Here is a 19,549-nt window from a genome sequence, read left to right as displayed (position 1 = left end):
GAGACATCCCATGTTCACCACCCGCCCCGAACTGCTCGGCACCTTCGGCATGGTCACCTCGACCCACTGGCTCGGCAGCGCCGCCGGCATGGCCATGCTGGAGCGCGGCGGCAACGCCTTCGATTCCTGCGTCGCCACCGCCTTCGTGCTGCAGGTGGTCGAGCCGCATCTGGTCGGCCCCGGCGGCGACGTGCCGATCGTGTTCCACTCGGCCAAGACTGGGAAGACCGAGGTGCTGTGCGGCCAGGGCCCGGCCCCGGCCGGCGCCACCATCGCCCATTACAAGAGCGAGGGGCTGGACCTGATCCCCGGCAACGGCCTGCTGGCCACCGTCATCCCCGGCGCCTTCGGCGCCTGGATGGTGCTGCTGCGCGACCATGGCACCCTGACCGTGCGCGACGTGCTGGAGCCGGCGATCCACTACGCCGAGGGCGGCCACCCGATGCTGCCGCGCGTGGCCGACACCATCGCCGGCCTCGCGACCTTCTTCGAGACGGAGTGGCCGACCTCGGCCGCGGTGTTCCTGCCCGGCGGCGTGGCGCCGCAGGCCAAGCGGCTGTTCCGCAACCCGGCTTTGGCCGAGACCTGGAAGCGGGTGCTGCGCGAGGCCGAGGCCGTCGGCGGCGACCGCGAGCGCCAGATCGAAGCGGCCCGCAACGCCTTCTACCGTGGCTTCGTGGCCGACGCGATCGACCGCTTCTCGCGCAACACCGAGGTGATGGACGAGAGCGGGCGGCGCCACCGCGGCGTCATCACCGGCGACGACATGGCGGGCTGGAGCCCGACCTACGACACGCCGCTGACCTACGACTATCACGGCCACACCGTGGCCAAGATCCGGCCCTGGGGCCAGGGGCCGGTGTTCCTGCAGACCCTCGCCCTGCTGAAGGACATCGACCTGGCCTCGATGGGCCCGGCCAGCGCCAATTTCGTCCACACTGTGACCGAGGCGATGAAGCTCGCCTTCGCCGACCGCGAGATCTATTACGGCGACCCGGACTTCGTCGACGTGCCGGTCGAGGCGCTGCTGTCCGACGCCTACAACGACGCCCGCCGCGGCCTGATCGGCGCCACCGCGTCGCGCGAGCTGCGGCCCGGCCGGGTGGCCGGCTATGAGGGCCAGGTCGACCGGGTGATGGCGGCGCTGGAGCGGCTGTCCAAGGTCAGCGGCGCCGGGGCCGCGAACAGCGAGCCGACCACGGCCGAGATGCTGTCGGCCCGGCGCGGCGACACCACCCACATCGATGCGGTCGACCGCTGGGGCAACATGGTGGCGGCGATGCCGTCGGGCGGCTGGCTGCAATCCTCGCCGGTGATCCCGGAGCTGGGCTTCATGCTGAACAGCCGCGCCCAGATGTTCTGGCTGGAGCCGGGGCTGCCGGCCAGCCTGGAGCCGGGCAAGCGGCCGCGCACCACCCTGACCCCGTCGCTGGCCCTGCGCGACGGCAAGCCCTACATGGCGTTCGGCTCGCCCGGCGGCGACCAGCAGGAGCAGTGGCAGCTGCAGCTGTTCCTGCGCCACGTCCATCACGGGCTGAACCTGCAGGAGGCGATCGAGCAGCCGGCGTTCCACACCGCGCATTTCCCCAGCTCGTTCTTCCCGCGCGAGCGCAAGCCCGGGCACCTGCTGGCCGAGGAGAATTTCGGTGCCGAGGTGCTGGAAGATCTGCGCCGCCGCGGCCACGCGCTGGAGACGGCGCCGGAATGGACGGTCGGCCGCCTGGTCGCCGCGTCCCGCGACCCCGACGGCCTGCTGCACGCCGCCGCCACCCCCCGGCTGATGCAGGCCTACGCCGCGGGGCGCTGAGGGACCGGACCCGACGGCTGGTGCGGATCGCCACCAGCCGTCTTCCGCCCGTCTCCGGTTCAGCCTAGTTTCGATGCGGCGATCTCCAGCTCGAGGACCGAAATGAGCCTGTCCGGCATTTTTGCTCAAGTCGTCGCGCTGATCGGCGCCGTGGCGATCCGTTTGCGGCACCGGCACGACGGCCCGCAGAAGCCGGCCTTCGGCAGCGCGCCGGCGATCCCGACGGCGAAGCCCCAGGGCAGCATCCCGACGCTGAAGATGCCGACCGCAAAGGGATGGGTTGCGGGGCAGACCCCGATCGCGGCGCCGGGGCTGCAGGTCAACGCCTTCGCCGCCGGCCTGGTACATCCGCGCTGGATCCATGCCCTGCCGAATGGCGACGTGCTGGTGGCCGAGGCGCTGAGCACGCCGGGGGGCATCAAGTCCGTCTTCGACTACGCCATGCACAGCACGATGAAGCGCGCGGCCGCGGTGGGGGTCAGCCCGAACCGCATCACGCTGCTGCGCGATGCCGATGGCGACGGCGTCGCCGAAACCCGCGAGGTGTATCTCGACGGGCTGAACCAGCCCTTCGGCATGGCACAGCTCGGCGACACGCTCTATGTCGGCAACACCGATGGCGTGGTGGCCTTCCCGTATGTGGCCGGGGCCACCCAGATCACAGCCGCGGGGCGGAAGCTGAACGACCTGAAGCCCGGCGGGCATTGGACGCGCAGCCTGCTGGCGAGCCCCGACGGGCGGAAGCTCTATATCGGCGTCGGCTCGCTCAGCAACATCGGGGACCACGGGTTGCAGGCAGAGGAGGGCCGCGCCGCCATCCACGAGCTGGACCTTGATACCGGCAAGACCCGCATCTTCGCCGGCGGCCTGCGCAATCCGGTCGGCATGGCGTGGGAACCAACGACCGGCGCGCTCTGGACGGTGGTCAACGAGCGCGACGGGCTGGGCGACGAGACACCCCCCGACTATCTGACCTCGGTGCGCGACGGCGGCTTCTACGGCTGGCCCTTCTGCTATTGGGACCGGATCGTGGACGATCGGGTGCCGCAGGACCCGGCGCTGGTCGCATCCGCCATCACCCCGGATTTCGCCTTGGGCGGGCACACGGCGTCGCTGGGCCTGTGCTGGCTGCCGGCCGGCACCCTGCCCGGCTTCCCCGAGGGCATGGCGATCGGCCAGCACGGCTCCTGGAACCGCAGCACGCTGGCCGGCTACAAGGTGGTCTTCGTGCCGTTCGTGAACGGGCGGCCCGCCGGGCCGGTGCGCGACATCCTGACCGGCTTCCTGTCACCGGACGAGCGCGCCTCCTACGGCCGGCCGGTGGGCGTGACCATCGGCCCCGACGGCTCGGTGCTGGTGGCGGACGATGTGGGCGACGTGATCTGGCGGGTCACCGGCGCGCCGGGGCACGGCTGAACCCGCAGGGACTGATGCCGGCCTACGCCGGTCCGGCTTCGGCTCGTTTCGGCGAGGCCGGCAAGAGGTCTGCGCCGTCTCCTTTTTGACCTGCTGCGGGCGGACACCAGCATCCGGATATCCATCGCACCACGGCATCCGAATCTGTCGCCCCACGATGATTTTGATTAACGAGATATGCAAAACGTCTGCTAAATCTTCTTCATTCTGAGACTGCCCGGCCAGCCGGGTGCATTTCACAGCCCGGCCGCTTTCCCTCAAAAAGCCAACGGCGGCGACGCAGGAGGAAGACCCGTGACCCAGACCCTCAACGGCACCGCTGGCAACGATATCCTCGCCGGCACCGATCCGGGCAATCCGGCCAACCCCGACGGCATCGACATCATCAGTGGCCTCGCCGGCAATGACACGCTCGCCGGCCTCGGCGGCAACGACATCATCGAGGGCGGCGCGGGCGCCGACCACATGAATGGCGGCGCCGGCATCGACACGCTCACCTATGCCCACTCCACCTCGGCCGTCAGTGTTGCCCTGAACGCCAACTCCGGCGGCGGCGACTCCACCGGCGACACCCAGAGCGCCTTCGAGAACCTGATCGGCAGCGCCTTCGACGACCAGCTCGCCGGCGACACCGGGGCCAACACGGTCGACGGCGGCAACGGCAACGACTACGTCCAGATCGGCGGCGGCGCCGACACGCTGATCGGCGGCGCCGGCGGCGACATCCTCGACGCCCGCGTCTTTGGCGCGGCCGTCAACCTCAACCTGGCCACCGGGGTCGGTAACGGAGGCGTCACCCTCTCCGGCTTCGAGACGGCGCTGGGCTCCAGGTTCAACGACACCCTGACCGGCAACCTGAACAGCAACACCACGCTGGTCGGGTACAACGGCGCCGACACGCTCAATGGCGGCAATGGTGCCGACACCCTGTTCGGCGACAGCTACGCCGGCATCAACGTTTCCGGCGGCGCCGATACGCTGAACGGCGGGGGCGGCAACGACATCCTCGAAGGCGGCCAGTTCGGCGACGTGCTGAACGGCGCCGGCGGCTTCGACACCGTCTCCTATGGTGGCTCCAATGTCGGGGTGACCGTCAACCTGGCCACCGGCGCCGCCAGCGGCGGCGACGCCGAGGGCGACACGCTGATCAGCGTCGAGAGCATCACCGGCTCGAACCTGGCCGACGTGCTGACCGGCGACGCCGGGGGCAACAGCCTCTTTGGCGGCGGGGGCGGCGACCTGCTCGACGGCGGCGCCGGGGCCGACACGCTGAACGGCAGCTTCAGCGTCGACACGGTGACCTACGCCGCGTCCACCGCGGCGGTGAGCGTCAACCTGACGGGGGGCACCGCCACCGGGGGCGACGCCCAGGGCGACGTGCTGACCAGCATCGAGAACCTCATCGGCTCGAATTTCGGCGACACGCTGATCGGCACCGCCGGTGCCAACACCCTCGACGCCGGCAACGGCAACGACACGCTCCAGGGCCGCGCCGGTGCCGACACGCTGCTGGGCGGCGCCGGCATCGACACGGCGGGCTATAGCGCCTCGGGGGCCGGGGTCGTGGTCACGGTCAACGGCGCCGCCTCGGGCGGCGACGCCGATGGCGACACCATGACCGGCATCGAGAACCTGACCGGCTCGGCCTTCAACGACACGCTGACCGGCGATGCCGGGGTCAATGTGCTCGACGGCGGCGGTGGCGATGACCTGCTCACCGGCCTCGGCGGCGCCGACACGCTGCAGGGTGGACTCGGCATCGACACCGCCTCCTACGCCGCCTCAGCGGCGGGCGTCACGGCCAACCTGCTGACCGGCCTGGGCTTCGGCGGCGACGCCGCGGGCGACACCCTGTCCGGCATCGAGAACCTGATCGGCTCGGCCCTCAACGACACGCTGACCGGCGATGCCGGGGCCAACACCCTGGCCGGGGGCAACGGCAACGACACGCTCCAGGGCCTCGGCGGCGCCGACGCACTGCAGGGCGGCGCCGGCATCGACACCGCGTCCTATGCCGCCTCCGCCGCGGGCATCGCGGTCAGCCTCTCGACCAACACCGCGTTGGGCGGCGACGCCCAGGGCGACAGCTTCAGCGGCATCGAGAACATCACCGGTTCGGCTTTGGCCGACACGATCAATGGCGATGCCGGGGTGAATGTCCTGGACGGCGGCGCCGGGGACGACCTGCTGGCAGGCCGCGGCGGCGCCGACACCCTGATAGGCGGAACCGGAACCGACACCGCCTCCTATGCCGCATCCGCCGCAGGCGTCAATCTCAGCCTCTCGTCCAACACCGCGACGGGCGGGGATGCCGAGGGCGACAGCTTCAACAGCATCGAGAACATCATCGGCTCGGCCCTCGCCGACAACATCAACGGCAGTGCCGGGGTGAACGTCCTGGATGGCGGTGCCGGCGACGACCAGCTGGCGGGCCGCGGCGGCGCGGACGTCCTCCAAGGCGGGGCCGGCAGCGACACCGCCTATTACATCGCGACCGGAAGCGTCACGATCAACCTGGCCACCAACACCGCCACGGGGGGCGATGCCGCCGGGGACACCTTCAACAGCATCGAGAATCTCTCCGGCTCGAACCAGGCCGACAGCCTGACCGGCGATGCCGGGGCCAACATCCTCGACGGCATCGATGGCAACGACCTGCTCGCCGGCGGCGCCGGGGCCGACACGCTGATCGGCGGCGCGGGCATCGACACCGCGTCCTATGCGGCCTCCGCCGCGGGCATCACGGTCAGCCTCTCGACCGGCACCGCGACGGGTGGCGACGCCCAGGGCGATACCTTGATCGGCATCGAGAACATCACCGGCTCGGCCTTGGCCGATGCGATCAGTGGCGATGCCGGGGTGAACGTCCTGAACGGCGGTGCCGGTGACGACGTGCTGTCGGGCCGCGGCGGCGCGGACTCCCTGATCGGCGGGACCGGCAACGACACGGCCGACTACATCGCATCCGCCGCGGGGGTCACGGTCAATCTGTTGACCGGCATCGCCACGGGCGGCGATGCCGCTGGCGACACCTTCAACGCCATCGAGAGCGTCAGCGGCTCGAACCTCGCCGACACTCTGACCGGCAGCAGCGGGGCCAACGCCCTCAGCGGCGCCGGCGGGGATGATCTGCTCGACGGCGGCGCCGGGGCCGACGCGCTGAATGGCGGCGCCGGCATCGACACGGCGACCTATGTCGCCTCGGTCGCGGGCGTCACGGTCAACCTGTTGACCGGCACCGGCACGGGCGGCGATGCCCAGGGCGACACGCTGGCGGCGATCGAGAATCTCATCGGCTCGGCCCTCGCCGACACCCTGACCGGCAGCGCCGCGGCCAATGTGCTGAACGGCGGCAACGGCAACGACGTGCTCCAGGGCGGCGCCGGGGCCGACACGCTGACCGGCGGCGCCGGCACCGACACGGCGAGCTATGCTGGCTCGGCCGCCGCGGTGGTGGTCACGGTCAATGGTGCCGCCTCCGGTGGCGACGCCGCGGGCGACACCATGACCGGCATCGAGAACCTGACCGGTTCGGCCCTCGCCGACACCCTGACCGGCGACGCCGGGGCCAACGCCCTCTCCGGCGCCGGCGGCGACGACACGCTCACTGGCGGCGCCGGGGCCGATGCGCTGGACGGCGGCGCGGGCATCGACACGGCGACCTATGCCGCCTCGGCCGCGGGCGTCACGGTCAACCTCCTGGCCGGCACCGGCACGGGCGGCGACGCCCAGGGCGACACGCTGACGGCCATCGAGAACCTCATCGGCTCGGCCTTCAACGACACGTTGATCGGCAGCGCCGCGGCCAATGCGCTGACCGGCGGCGACGGCAACGACACGCTCCGCGGCGGGGCCGGGGCCGATGCCCTCAACGGCGGCAACGGCACCGACACTGCCGACTACACGGGCTCGGCGGCGGCAGTCGTGGTTAATCTGCTGACCGGCGTGGGCACCGGCGGCGACGCCGCGGGCGACACGCTGACGGCGATCGAGAACGCCACCGGCTCTGCCTTCGCCGACGTGATCAACGGTAGTGCCGGGGCGAATGTCCTGGATGGCGGCGCCGGTGACGACGTGCTGGCGGGCCGCGCCGGTGCGGACACCCTGATCGGCGGGGCCGGCAGCGACACGGCCAACTACATCGCCTCCGCCGCGGGCGTCGGGATCAACCTTGCCAACACCGCCGTGAGCGGCGGCGATGCGACAGGCGACAGCTTCGACAGCATCGAGAATCTCTCCGGCTCGAACTTCGACGATGTCCTGATCGGCGACGCCGGGACCAACGCCCTCTCCGGTGCCGGCGGGGACGACACGCTCGCCGGCGGCGCCGGGGCGGACGCGCTGGATGGCGGCGCGGGCATCGACACCGCCAACTACGTCGCCTCGGCCGCGGGCGTCACGGTCAACCTCGCGGCCGGCACCGGCACGGGCGGCGACGCCCAGGGCGACACGCTGGCGGCCATCGAGAACCTCATCGGCTCGGACCTCAACGACACGCTGATCGGCAGCGCCGCGGCCAATGCGCTGACCGGCCGCGCCGGCGACGACGTGCTCCAGGGTGGCGCCGGGGCCGACATGCTGACCGGTGGCGCCGGCACCGACACGGCCAGCTACGCCGGGTCCAGCGCCGCGGTCGTGGTCACGGTCAACGGCGCCGCCTCGGGCGGCGACGCCGCGGGCGACACCATGACCGGCATCGAGAACCTGACCGGATCGGCCCTGAACGACACGCTGACCGGCGACGCCGGGGTGAATGTCCTGGCCGGGGGCGACGGCAACGACACGCTCCAGGGCCTCGGCGGCGCCGACGTGCTGCAGGGCGGCAACGGCAGCGACACCGCCTCCTACGCCGCCTCTGCGGCCGCGGTCGTGGTCAACCTGCTGACCGGGACCGGCGCGGGCGGCGACGCCCAGGGCGACACCCTGACCGGCATCGAGACCCTGGTCGGCTCGGCCTTCGCCGACACGCTGAGCGGCAGCGCCGCGACCAACTTCCTGACCGGCGGCGACGGCAACGACACGCTCCAGGGCCTCGGCGGCGCCGACGTGCTGCAGGGCGGCAACGGCACCGACACCGCCTCCTATGCCGCCTCGGCCGCCGCGGTCGTGGTCAACCTGCTGAACGGGACCGGCACGGGCGGCGACGCCCAGGGCGACGTGCTGACGGCCATCGAGAACCTCATCGGCTCGGCCTTCGCCGACACGCTGAGCGGCAGCGCCGCGACCAACATCCTGGCCGGCGGCGACGGCAACGACACCCTCCAGGGCCTCGGCGGCGCCGACGTGCTGCAGGGCGGCAACGGCAGCGACACCGCCTCCTATGCCGCCTCGGCCGCCGCGGTCTCGCTCAGCCTCACGACCGGCACCACCTCGGGCGGCGATGCCGCGGGCGACAGCTTCAGCAGCATCGAGAACGTCATCGGCTCAGCCTTCGCCGACACGATCAGCGGCGATGCAGGGGCGAATGCCCTGGACGGCGGCGCCGGCGACGACACGCTCTCGGGCCGTGCCGGCGCGGACTCCCTGCAGGGCGGAGCCGGCGTCGATACGGCCAACTATGTCGCTTCCGCCGCAGGCGTCACGGTCAACCTCGCAACCGGCACCGGCGCGGGCGGCGATGCCCAGGGCGACACGCTGGCCGGCATCGAGAACCTCACCGGCTCGAACCTCGCCGACGTCCTGACCGGCAATGCCGGGGCCAACACCCTCGACGGCGGCAACGGCGACGACGTGCTCCAGGGCGGCGCCGGGGCCGACGCGCTGATCGGCGGCGCTGGCAGCGACACCGCCTCCTACGCCGCCTCGGCCGCCGCGGTCGTGGTCACGGTCAACGGCGCCGGCTCGGGCGGCGATGCCGCGGGCGACACCCTGACCGGCATCGAGAACCTGATCGGCTCAGCCTTCGCCGACACGCTGACCGGCGACGCCGGGGTCAATGTCCTGGACGGCGGCGACGGCGACGACACGCTCCAGGGCCTCGGCGGCGCCGATGTGCTGCAGGGCGGCAACGGCAGCGACACCGCCTCCTACGCCGCCTCGGCGGCCGCGGTCGTGGTCACGGTCAACGGCGCCGCCTCGGGCGGCGATGCCGCGGGCGACATCCTGTCCGGGATCGAGAACCTGACCGGCTCGGCCCTCGCCGACACGCTGACCGGCGGCGCCGGGGCCAATGTCCTGGCCGGGGGCGACGGCAACGACACGCTCCAGGGTGGCGGCGGCGCCGACACGCTGCAGGGCGGCAACGGCACCGACACCGCCTCCTATGCCGCCTCCGCCGCGGGCGTCAGTCTCAGCCTCTCGTCCAACACCGCGACCGGCGGCGATGCCCAGGGCGACAGCTTCAACAGCATCGAGAACATCATCGGCTCGGCCTTCGCCGACACGATCAATGGCGAGGCCGGGGCGAATGTCCTGGATGGCGGCGCCGGCGACGACGTGCTGGCGGGCCGCGGCGGCGCGGACACCCTGATCGGCGGGCTCGGCAGCGACACGGCCGACTACATCGCGTCCGCGGCCGTCACGGTCAACCTCGCCACCAACACCGCCACGGGGGGCGATGCCCAGGGCGACACCTTCAACAGCATCGAGAATCTCTCCGGCTCGAACTTTGCCGACACCCTGACCGGCGATGCCGGGGCCAACATCCTCGCCGGCGCCGACGGCAACGACGTGCTCCGCGGCGGGGGCGGGGCCGACAGCCTCATCGGCGGCAACGGTACGGACACCGCCGACTACACGGGCTCGGCAAATGCGGTCACGGTCAACCTGCTGACCGGGACCGGCACGGGCGGTGACGCCGCGGGCGACACTCTGCAGAGCATCGAGAACCTGATCGGCTCCGCCCTCGCCGACACGCTGACCGGCAGCGCCGCGGCCAATGTGCTGAACGGCGGAGACGGCGACGACGTGTTCAACGGCGGGGCCGGGGCCGACAGCCTCATCGGCGGCAACGGCACGGACACCGCCGACTACACGGGCTCAGCGGCGGCGGTGTCGGTCAACCTGCTGACCGGGACCGGTTCCGGCGGCGACGCCGCGGGCGACACGCTTGCGACCATCGAGATCGTGATCGGCTCGGGCTTCGCCGACACGCTGACCGGCGACGCCGGGGCCAACACCCTCACCGGCGCGGACGGCGACGACGTGCTCAACGGCGGGGCCGGGGCTGACGCGCTGCAGGGCGGCAATGGCGTCGACACGGTGACCTATGCCCAATCCACGGCCGGGGTGGTGGTCACGGTCAACGGCGCCGCCTCGGGCGGCGATGCCGCGGGCGACATCCTGTCCGGCTTCGAGAACCTGACCGGCTCGGCCTTCGCCGACACGCTGACGGGCGACGCCGGGGCGAACGTGCTGGCCGGGGGCGATGGCGACGACACGCTCCAGGGCGGCGGCGGCGCCGACACGCTGGACGGCGGCATCGGCGTCGACATTGCCGACTACGCCGGGTCGTCTGCCGGGATCGTCATCGACCTCATCGCGGGAACCGGCACCGGCGGAGACGCCCAGGGCGACACGCTGATCGGCATCGAAGACATCGTCGGGTCGAGCTTCGCCGACCGGCTGTACGGCGACGGCGGCGTCAATGCGCTGAGCGGCGGCGGCGGCGACGACCAGCTTCGCGGCGGCGCGGGCGCCGACACCCTCGACGGCGGGGACGGGTCGGACATCGCCAACTACCAGGGCTCGACGGCCGCGGTCTCGGTCGACCTGCTGGCCCACACCGCCACAGGCGGCGACGCCCAGGGCGATGTGCTGACCAGCATCGAGAACCTTTACGGCTCCAGCAACGACGACCAGCTGACCGGCGACAATGGCGCCAACGTCCTCGGCGGCGAGAACGGCAACGACACCCTGGTCGGGAATGGCGGCGACGATGCCATGAACGGCGAGAACGGCAACGACATCCTCGATGGCGGCGACGGCGCCGACCGCCTCGTCGGCGGCGACGGCATCGACACCATCCATGGCGGCACCGGCAACGACTCGATCGATGCCGGCGCCGACAACGACATCGTCTTCGGCGATGCCGGCGATGACGGCCTCTATGGCGGCGCCGGCGACGACCAGATCGACGGCGGCGACGGCAACGATACGCTCGAAGGTGCGGCCGGGGCCGACGCCCTGACCGGCGGCGACGGCCTCGACACCGCCAGCTACGCCGGTTCGACGGTCGGGGTGACGGTCGACCTGGCCGCGAACACCGGCACGGGCGGCGATGCCCAGGGTGACACCTTCGCCGGGATCGAGAACCTGACCGGCTCGGCCCAGGCAGATCATCTGACCGGCGACGAGACTGCCAACATCCTGTCGGGCAGAGCCGGCGACGATGTGCTGACGGGAGGCATCGGCGCCGACCTGCTGCTGGGCGGGGCCGGCAACGACATCTTCGTCTACACCGGCACCGCCGACAGCACGGTGGCGTCGGCGGGTAAGGATGTGATCCTCGACTTCTCGACCGGCGACCATATCGACCTGTCGGCGATCGACGCGGACGGCAACAGCGGCAACGGCGACACCGCCTTCAGCTTCGGCACCGGGGCCTTCACCGGCCAGGCCGGGGAATTGCGGATCGTGACGGCCGGAGCGGTCCAGGTGGTCTATGCCGACACCAATGGCGATCGCACCGCCGATCTCGCCATCAACGTCCACGCCGACCAAGCCCTCACCGCGGCGGATTTCGTGCTGTAGCCCGGGCGGGCTCGGGCGCGTCTACGCCCGAGCCCTTCCCAGGTGCCGATGATCCGCTTTCGGGGCGGATAGATCACCAGGAGCGTCTGTCCGGATCGGCCCAGCTGGTGCGCCCGGCCATCCGGAAACGCGCCTGGGCAACGCCTCCACCGGAGGCGAACACAATTCTTATAGCCTTAGCTCGCGACTATGTTCATGATCTGTTCCATGAACAACGCGCCGATCGACGCCGCCCCTGCCGAGACCCCGCCGGTCGACCCCGACCGGGAGTGGACGGTGTGGGTGTGGGCACGCTGCGCGAGCTGGTCGACATCGACATGCGCGCTGCCGCCGGCTCGAAGGCCAGCACATCGTGGCCGGGAACCGGTTCGAGCCGCCGGTGATCGACTTCGCGCTGTCCCAGGCCCGCATCGCCCGTGCCGTCCGCCTGACCATCGCCATGACCGAACGCATCCGCGAGGCCTACCGGACCCGCAAGGACGCGGCGGAGAAAGCCGCCGTCGAGATCCAGGAGCGCCGGCAGCGGCGGCGGGCGCAGGTCGCCCGCGCCGTGGCCGAGGCGTTGGGGCCGGAGCGGCCGGCCGGGGATGGTTCCAAGGGCGCCGAGCGCCCGGTCGCCGAGCCGCGGGAGAGCCTGACCGAGACCGAGGTCCTGGACGTCGAGCTCGACACCCTGCCGATCGGGGAGATCGTGACGCGGATCTGTCGCCGGCACGGCCGCGAGCCCAGCCGCCTGCCGCAGGGCTGGGACGCCGCCGTTGCCGAGGACGAGGCGGCCGAACCGCTCGACGACCCGCCCCCCGAAGCGCCCGAGCCCATCGATGTCGCCGACCGGGATGAGGCCGGCCCGCCGACCCCGCCGGCCCGGAAGCCGTCGCCGGACAGCAGCTGAGCCGGCAGGATGGTTGCGCTCATTCCATCCGCTCGACCTCTATCCGCTCGACCGGCAGCACCTTCCTTGTCCCCCCTCCCCTTGCGGGAGGGGGTTAGGGGGAGGGGTCTGTGCGCGTCCGCACGCGAATGGGCCTTCAGGATCCGACTTGCGTCATGCCGGTACCGGCTCTGGCTGCGACACCCCCTCCCCCAACCCCCTCCCGCAAGGGGAGGGGGGACTCACATTGTTTCGTGCCTGCCCTCGGATCTGGAAAGGAGCCCTCGTCGTGATGGAGTGGAGGCTGCGCTGGCGCCGGACCGCCCCGCTACCGCAGCTTGCCGGCGATGCGGTCGGCGAGTTCGCCGAGGGCGTCGCTCATCGCCTGGACCTCGGCCGCGGTGCTCTGGTCCGCCGGGCGGCGGGTGATGCGGGCGGTCTCGGTCACCGGCTTGCCGCGCGCCTTGTGGCGCAGGCGCCATTGCGCCTCGAGCACGATGGTGCCGTCGGCCTCAGGGTCGAAGCGGCTGAGCGCCAGCTCGACCGTCAGGTCCTCGTCGCCCGACAGGGTGCGGCTGGTGGTGATGACCGATCCCGCCGGCAGCCGCCGGGTCAGGTCGTCGGCCAGCACCCGCTGCACCATGTTGGCCAAGGGCTCGCCCCAGCGCTCGAATTCGGCGACGCCGAGCTCGACCGCGCCCGAGCGGGTGACGATCTGCGGCCGGTCGAGGTATTTCGGCACCTCGACCGCCGCCACCGACGCCGTCACCGGCCGCCCCGGGGCCGAGACGCCCGGCGCGGCCGCCAGGGTGTAGACCTTGGGCGGCGTCGAGGAACAGGCCGCCACCGCCGCCAGCAGGCAGGCGGCGAAGGCGCGGTGGGACAGCGGCAGAGCACGCATCAGTTCAACCCTTCGGTCTTGCCCCGGATCAGCGCCTCGGGGTGCTGCTCGAGATAGTCGGTGAGGACGCGGATCGAGCGCAGCGTGTCCTCGACCTGGCCCATCAGCCGGGTGAGGTCGCGCTTGAAGCCGGAATCGGCGCCGTAGCCGTCCGACCCCAGCGTGCCGCCGAGCCGCCGCACCGCCTGCTGCGCCGCGGCCAGCAGCGGCGGCAGCTGCTGCAGCGTCGGGCCGAGATTGGTGTTGGCCTGGCCCAGCAGCTGCTGGGTCGAGGACAGGGCCCCGGCCAGCGAGCGCAGCGACTCCGTGATCTCCGGCGAGGCCGCCAGGGACTGGAGGGTCTTCAGCGTGGCGTTGGTCTGGTCGACCAGCTGGTCGATCGGCAGCGCCGAGATCTTGTCGAGGATGGCGCTGGCCGAGCGCATGACGCTGTCGAACTGGCCCTGGACGGTCGGCAGGATCGGATAGCGGTCGCCCTCGCCGACGGTCTGCGGGTAGGTGTCGGGGAAGATGTCCAGCGTGACGATCAGCTGGCCGGTCAGCAGGTTGCCGTTCTTCAGCTGCGCCCGCAGGCCGCGGCCCACCAGGGCCTTCACCTGATCGGTGTATTCCTTCGGGCCGAGGCCGGGCTTGGCCCCGATCATCTCGATGCGCTGCGGCTCCAGCTCGACCAGCACCGGGATCCGCATCCGGTTCTGCGCCGCGTCGTATTGCAGCCGGACCTCGGACACCCGCCCGACCTTGATGCCGCGCCATTCGACATTGGCCCCCGGCTCCAGCCCGCCGACCGAGCCGTCGAAATACAGGAGGTAGGGCAGCCGGACGGTGTATTCGGCCTCCTCGACGCTGGCCTCGTCCTTGTACAGGGTGAAGGTCCTGCCGGACTTGGCCCGCCCGCCGGCGCGGGCGGCGTCGGGGGTGTCGAAGGCGATGCCCCCGGCCAGCACCGCCGTCAGCGATTCGAGCTGGATCTTCAGGCCCTGCGCCCCGGCGCCGATCGAGATGCCGGAGGCGTTCCAGAAATTCGTCCCGTCATGGACCTGGGCGTCGAACGGCGCGCGGACGAAGGCGTGGATGGTGACGCCGTTGGCCAGGTCGTCGGCGTCGAAGCCCATGATCTGGCCGACCTGGACGTCGCGGTAGAAGATCGGCGAGCCGGGGCCGACCGAGCCGATGCGGTCGGCCTTCAGCAGGAATTCGCTGCCCGGCACGTCCGCCCGCACCACCGGCGGATCCTCCAGCCCGGTGAAGGCCCGGCGGCTTTCGCCCTTGCCGGGGTCGAGCTCGATATAGGAGCCGGAGACGATGGTGGAGAAGCCGGTCAGCCCGCCGCTGGCCGACAGCCGCGGCCGCACCACCCAGAACCGGGTGTCCTGGTTCAGGTGCGGCGCCGCCGCCTGGGTCATCTCGGCGGTGACCTCGACATGGCTCAGATCCTCCGACAGGGCGATGGTCTTGACCGTGCCGAACACCACCTCCTTGTGCTTGATCAGGGTCTTGCCCGCCTCAAGCCCGTCCGCGGCCTGGAAGCTGATGGTGATGGTCGGCCCCTGGCTGGAGAAGGTGATCCAGCCGAGATAGCCGGCGATCAGCACCGCCACGATCGGGATCAGCCAGATCGGCGACAGCCGGCGCTTGCGGTCGATGCGGGGGGCGGCCGGCGGGAGGCCGCTGGTCTCAGTCATGGTCGGCACTGTTCTCTCCCGCCGCGTCCCACATCAGGCGCGGATCGAAACTCATGGCCGCGATCATGGTGATGATCACCACGGCGGCGAAGGACACGGCCCCGATGCCGGGCTCGATCGTCGCGATCTGCCCCAGCTGCACCAGCGCGACCAGGATCGAGATCATGAAGATGTCGATCATCGACCAGCGCCCCACCGCCTCGACGATGCGGTACAGCACCGTGCGGTCCTGCAGCCGCCGCCTTGTGCCGCGCCGGGTGGTGACCAGGAGGGTGATCAGCCCGGCCAGCTTCAGCACCGGCACGGTGATCGAGGCGAAGAACACCAGCGCCGCCAGCGGCCACATCCCGGAATCAGCCAGTTCGATCACCCCGCTCATGATCGTGTCCGGCGCCCCGCTGCCGAGCGAGATCACCGTCATGACAGGCAGGATGTTGGCGGGGATGTAGAGGATGATGGCGGTGATGACCAGCGCCCAGGTCCGGGTCAGGCTGTCGGGCTTGCGGCGGTGCAGCGCGGCGCCGCAGCGCGGACAACCGGCATGGGCGCCCGGCGTCACGTTCGAGACCAGGCCGCAGGCATGGCACAGCCGCGCCGGCCGGGCCGGGTCGGCCGCCGGCGGCGTCGGCACCAGCCCGCGCCGTTCGAACTCCCGCCACACCGTCTGGTTGTCGAGCGAGGTGCCGGCGGCGATGATCGCCAGCATCAGCGCCCCGACCGAATAGAGGCCGGGGCCGATGTCGACCGTGGCGAGGTCGATCAGCTTCACATAGGCGACGAAGACGCCCAGCAGGTAAACCTCCATCATCGCCCAGGGGCCAAGCAGTTCGGCCCAGCGATAGAGGCGCGGCAGCCAGCGCGGCGGCCGCTTCAGGCGCAAGCCGCCCAGCACCAGGGCCAGCGTGCCCAGCCGCAGCCCGGGGGCGACGAACATGGTCAGCGCCACCACCGCCGCCAGCTCCCACAATCCCTGCCGGTACAGGGTGACGACGCCGGTGACCAGGCTGGCCGCCTGGATCCGGCCCGAGATCTCCAGCGAGATGAAGGGCAGGAGATTCGCCATCAGGAAGAACACCAGCCCGGCGCAGGTGTAGGCGAAGGCGTGGTCGAGCGAGGTGGCGCGGAACTTATGCAGGGTGGCGCCGCAGCGGCTGCAGCGCGCGGCGGTGCCGTCCGGCAGCGCCGGCACGTCGTGCCGCAGCCCGCATTCATGGCATTCCATCAGCCGGCCGGCCCCGGGGTCGGTCGGCCCGGTCCGCGTCGCCGCGATATCGCTCAACGGTTCATCTCGATTGGCCTTGCCGGCGCCATCCCCTCCCGCAGCGGCAGGACGGCCCCGCGACTTTATGGGCTAAGACCCGCCGGGCGAAACACAAGATGATTGATTCCCGGTCTTTTTTGGCCGGGGCCGTCGCGACCGACGGCACGATCTTCACCCTCCATCGCCTGGCCTTTGGGCCGGGCCTCGCCATGAGCTGCTGGAACTGCGCGGCGAGGATCCTGACCAGGGTCAGGCCGGCTCCGCTCCGGCCACGGCCGAGAGGCCGACCATCTGGCGCATCACCCTCGTGCTATTCCCTGGCAGAGATGGCGTGCCTTTCTGATGTCAGAAACAAGACATCTGTTGCACACAAATCAGAAAGCTGACAGTCTTTACCAAACAGGGGGTTTCAGTGACCGGATCGGTGCGCCAGAGACTGACCGAAAGCCTGGAGGACGGGACGGCCGCGGGGCGCGCGATCGCCACCTACATGCTGGCCAATCTGAGCGAGCTGCCGTTCGAGACCTCGGCCACCATCGCCCGCAAGGTCGGCGTCAGCGAACTGACCGTCGGCCGCTTCTGCCGCTCGGTCGGCTACCAGCACTTCAAGGACCTGAAGGCCGACCTGAAATCCGACATCGGCGACAGCCCCTGGCTGATCGGCGACCGGCTGCGCGAGTTCCAGGCCCGCAGCCGGACCGGCGGCGGCGACCTGGCGCGCAGCCTGGATCTGGAGATCGCCGCCATCGTCCGGGTCTACGAGCTGGCCCAGACACCGCAATGGAAGACGGTGGTGCAGCGGCTGGCGACCGTGCCGCGGATCTTCGTCGCCGGCTTCCAGACCGAACGCGGCATCGCCGCGATCATGGTGCATCAGCTGCGCTACCTGCGCGACGGGGTGCATCTGGTCGACCTGTCCTCCGGCAACTTCGCCGAGGTGCTGCTGACCGACGCCGAAGGGGCCGCGCTGGTGCTGTTCGACGCCCGCCGCTATTCGCAGCAGGCGCCGCTGCTGGCGCGCCGGGCGCGGGATGCGGGCATGCCGGTCACGCTGGTCACCGACCAGTTCTGCGACTGGGGGCATGACTGCGCCACCGAGGTGTTCGCAGTGCCGACCGAGATCAACCTGTTCTGGGATTCGACGGCACCGATGGTGTCGCTGATCCAGCTGCTGCTGAACGGCATCTTCGCCGAGCTCGGGCCCGAGGTGGAGGAACGGCTGAACCGGATGGCCGAGCTTTACAACGACTTCATCGGCCATGTCGGCCGCATTCCCGACCGCTGACGCGGCCGGCCACGACAAAAGACCAAAACACGGAGGCAGAGATGACGGGACTGACGACAGGCGGAGTCCGCCTGGCCGGAGTGCTGGGCCTTGCTCTCGCGGCGATGCTGCCGCTGCGGCCGGCGGCGGCACAGGATGCGGTGATCGTGCTGAGCAGCGCCGAGGCCGGGGTGCCGAACTACGACCCCATCCGCGGCGCGATCCTGAACACCGGGGCGGCGCTGATCTATGACCGGCTGGTCGAGCAGGACGCCGACCAGTCCTTCCACCCCCACCTCGCCACGTCCTGGGAAAGCACCTCGGACGGCATGGCATGGACCTTCAAGCTGCGCCAGGGCGTCAAGTTCACCGATGGCGAGCCGTTCAACGCCCAGACCATCGTGTGGTGGATCCCGAAATACAAAGGCACCGAGAACGAATTCATGATCGACGCCATCGACCATGTCGAGGCGGTGGACGACTACACCGTGCGCTTCGTGATGAAGCGGCCGGAGCCGAACCTGATCTACAACCTGGCCAGCACCTTCATGAGCATCCCCAGCCCGAAGGCGTTCGACGCGGCCGGCGACAGCTATGGCGTGACCGAGGCGGTGGGCACCGGCCCCTACAAGCTGGAGAGCTTCACTGTCGGCCAGGAAACCGTGCTGGTCCGCAACGACGACTACGCCTGGGGCAGCGACCTCTCGGAGAACCAGGGCCCACCGCATATCGGGCGGCTGACGCTGCGCGAGATCCCGGACCAGTCGACCGCCTTCCTGGAGCTGAAGACCGGCGGCGTCGACATGCTGCTGGACCTGCCGACCGACTACCTGTCGCAGCTGAAATCCGAACCGGACATCGACTTCCGCACCCAGCCGGGCTTCGGCACCACCTACATGCCAATCAACACCCAGGCCGAGCCCTTCACCGACATCCGGGTGCGGCAGGCCACGGCGCTGGCCATCGACCAGGCCGCGATCCTGAAGACCGTCTACAACGGCATCGGCACCGAGGCGCACCAGTTCCTGATCGCGTCGCTGCCGGAATCCAAGGTCGATCCCAAGGTCGAGATCCGCTACGACGCGGCCAAGGCCAACCAGATCCTCGACGAGGCCGGCTGGGTGCGCGGCGACGACGGCATCCGGGTCAAGGACGGCAAGCCCCTGTCGGTCAAGCTGTGGACCCGGGCGGAGACCGAATACAAGCGCATCGCCGAGATCGTCCAGGCCCAGCTGAAGGCCATCGGCATGGACGCCGCGATCACCGTCTTCGACACCAGCACCATCCGCGACCAGTACAAGAAGGGCGAGCACCAGCTGGTGATCGCCACCTATGGCTGGAACAACGCCGACATCCTGGACTGGTGCTTCAGCGGCAAGCGCCTGTTCTACCCGAATGTGGCGATGTGGAACGACCCGAAGTCGGAGGAGCTGAACGAGGTCGCCATGCACCAGTCCCGCACCGGGGCGGAGCGGGAGGCCAATTTCCGCAAGTACCACGAGTACCTGCTGAGCCAGTTCGTGTTTGCCCCGATCTACGAGCCGGCCCAGAACGTCGCCTTCAACAAGGCGCGGCTGCAGGTGCCCGGCGTGATCCGCGGCCCGCAGCTGAGCCAGCAGACCATCGTCGACCTCAAGGTCGCCGAGTAGCTTC

At 70.7% G+C, this 19,549-nt stretch carries 9 protein-coding genes; 6 read left to right on the top strand and 3 right to left on the bottom strand.

All coding sequences use genetic code 11. The annotated features are described in order from the left end of the window. Nucleotides 1-10: 10 nt before the first annotated feature. From AB4112_RS01470 to AB4112_RS01455, 4 genes are all read left to right on the top strand, one after another. A complete protein-coding gene (locus AB4112_RS01470) occupies nucleotides 11-1,807 on the top strand; it encodes a gamma-glutamyltransferase family protein (protein ID WP_441716750.1) in 1,797 nt (598 codons plus the stop codon). Nucleotides 1,808-1,909: 102 nt separating this feature from the next. After that, nucleotides 1,910-3,223 (top strand): PQQ-dependent sugar dehydrogenase, encoded by a 1,314-nt coding sequence (locus tag AB4112_RS01465; RefSeq protein WP_441716748.1) that lies wholly within the window; start codon nucleotides 1,910-1,912, stop codon nucleotides 3,221-3,223. Nucleotides 3,224-3,517: 294 nt separating this feature from the next. Then, complete coding sequence (locus tag AB4112_RS01460) at nucleotides 3,518-11,914, top strand: hypothetical protein (protein ID WP_441716746.1); 8,397 nt, start codon at nucleotides 3,518-3,520, stop codon at nucleotides 11,912-11,914. A 352-nt stretch (nucleotides 11,915-12,266) separates the two neighbouring features. Then, complete coding sequence (locus AB4112_RS01455) at nucleotides 12,267-12,806, top strand: hypothetical protein (protein ID WP_441716744.1); 540 nt, start codon at nucleotides 12,267-12,269, stop codon at nucleotides 12,804-12,806. Nucleotides 12,807-13,113: 307 nt separating this feature from the next. On the opposite strand, the gene AB4112_RS01450 is transcribed toward AB4112_RS01455, so the two are convergent. The 3 genes from AB4112_RS01450 to AB4112_RS01440 are packed head-to-tail and all read right to left on the bottom strand — an operon-like array spanning nucleotide 13,114 to nucleotide 16,650. Further along, a complete protein-coding gene (locus AB4112_RS01450; RefSeq protein WP_441716742.1) occupies nucleotides 13,114-13,686 on the bottom strand; it encodes a PqiC family protein in 573 nt (190 codons plus the stop codon). Continuing rightward, nucleotides 13,686-15,371: a PqiB family protein gene (locus tag AB4112_RS01445; RefSeq protein WP_441716740.1), complete on the bottom strand. Its 1,686-nt coding sequence runs from the start codon at nucleotides 15,369-15,371 to the stop codon at nucleotides 13,686-13,688. Before AB4112_RS01445 ends, AB4112_RS01450 begins: the two co-directional genes overlap by 1 nt. Continuing rightward, entirely contained in the window at nucleotides 15,364-16,650 is a 1,287-nt protein-coding gene (locus AB4112_RS01440) for a paraquat-inducible protein A (RefSeq protein WP_441716738.1), read from the bottom strand. The genes AB4112_RS01445 and AB4112_RS01440 overlap by 8 nt, the downstream gene beginning before the upstream one ends. 406 nt (nucleotides 16,651-17,056) lie before the next feature. On the opposite strand from AB4112_RS01440, the gene AB4112_RS01435 reads away from it, so the two are divergent. Further along, nucleotides 17,057-17,917 carry a MurR/RpiR family transcriptional regulator gene (locus AB4112_RS01435; protein WP_309801480.1) on the top strand — a complete coding sequence of 287 codons (861 nt, stop codon included), beginning with the start codon at nucleotides 17,057-17,059 and terminating at the stop codon, nucleotides 17,915-17,917. A 41-nt stretch (nucleotides 17,918-17,958) separates the two neighbouring features. Beyond that, on the top strand, nucleotides 17,959-19,545 hold the full coding sequence (locus AB4112_RS01430) for an ABC transporter substrate-binding protein (protein ID WP_309801479.1): 1,587 nt from the start codon (nucleotides 17,959-17,961) through the stop codon (nucleotides 19,543-19,545). Nucleotides 19,546-19,549 lie beyond the last annotated feature (4 nt).

Source organism: Inquilinus sp. 2KB_23, assembly GCF_052115705.1.
In the GTDB taxonomy this organism is placed as follows: domain Bacteria; phylum Pseudomonadota; class Alphaproteobacteria; order DSM-16000; family Inquilinaceae; genus Inquilinus; species Inquilinus ginsengisoli_A.
Note: the sequence above shows the minus strand (reverse complement) of the source record. Positions and strands in the feature narration are given on the sequence as shown.

What these genes read in the sequence shown, in the direction of transcription:
- AB4112_RS01470 (WP_441716750.1), top strand. Translation starts at nt 11, where the DNA reads ATGTTCACCACCCGCCCCGAACTGCTCGGCACCTTCGGCATGGTCACC.
- AB4112_RS01465 (WP_441716748.1), top strand. Translation starts at nt 1,910, where the DNA reads ATGAGCCTGTCCGGCATTTTTGCTCAAGTCGTCGCGCTGATCGGCGCC.
- AB4112_RS01450 (WP_441716742.1), bottom strand. Translation starts at nt 13,686, where the DNA reads ATGCGTGCTCTGCCGCTGTCCCACCGCGCCTTCGCCGCCTGCCTGCTG.
- AB4112_RS01445 (WP_441716740.1), bottom strand. Translation starts at nt 15,371, where the DNA reads ATGACTGAGACCAGCGGCCTCCCGCCGGCCGCCCCCCGCATCGACCGC.
- AB4112_RS01430 (WP_309801479.1), top strand. Translation starts at nt 17,959, where the DNA reads ATGACGGGACTGACGACAGGCGGAGTCCGCCTGGCCGGAGTGCTGGGC.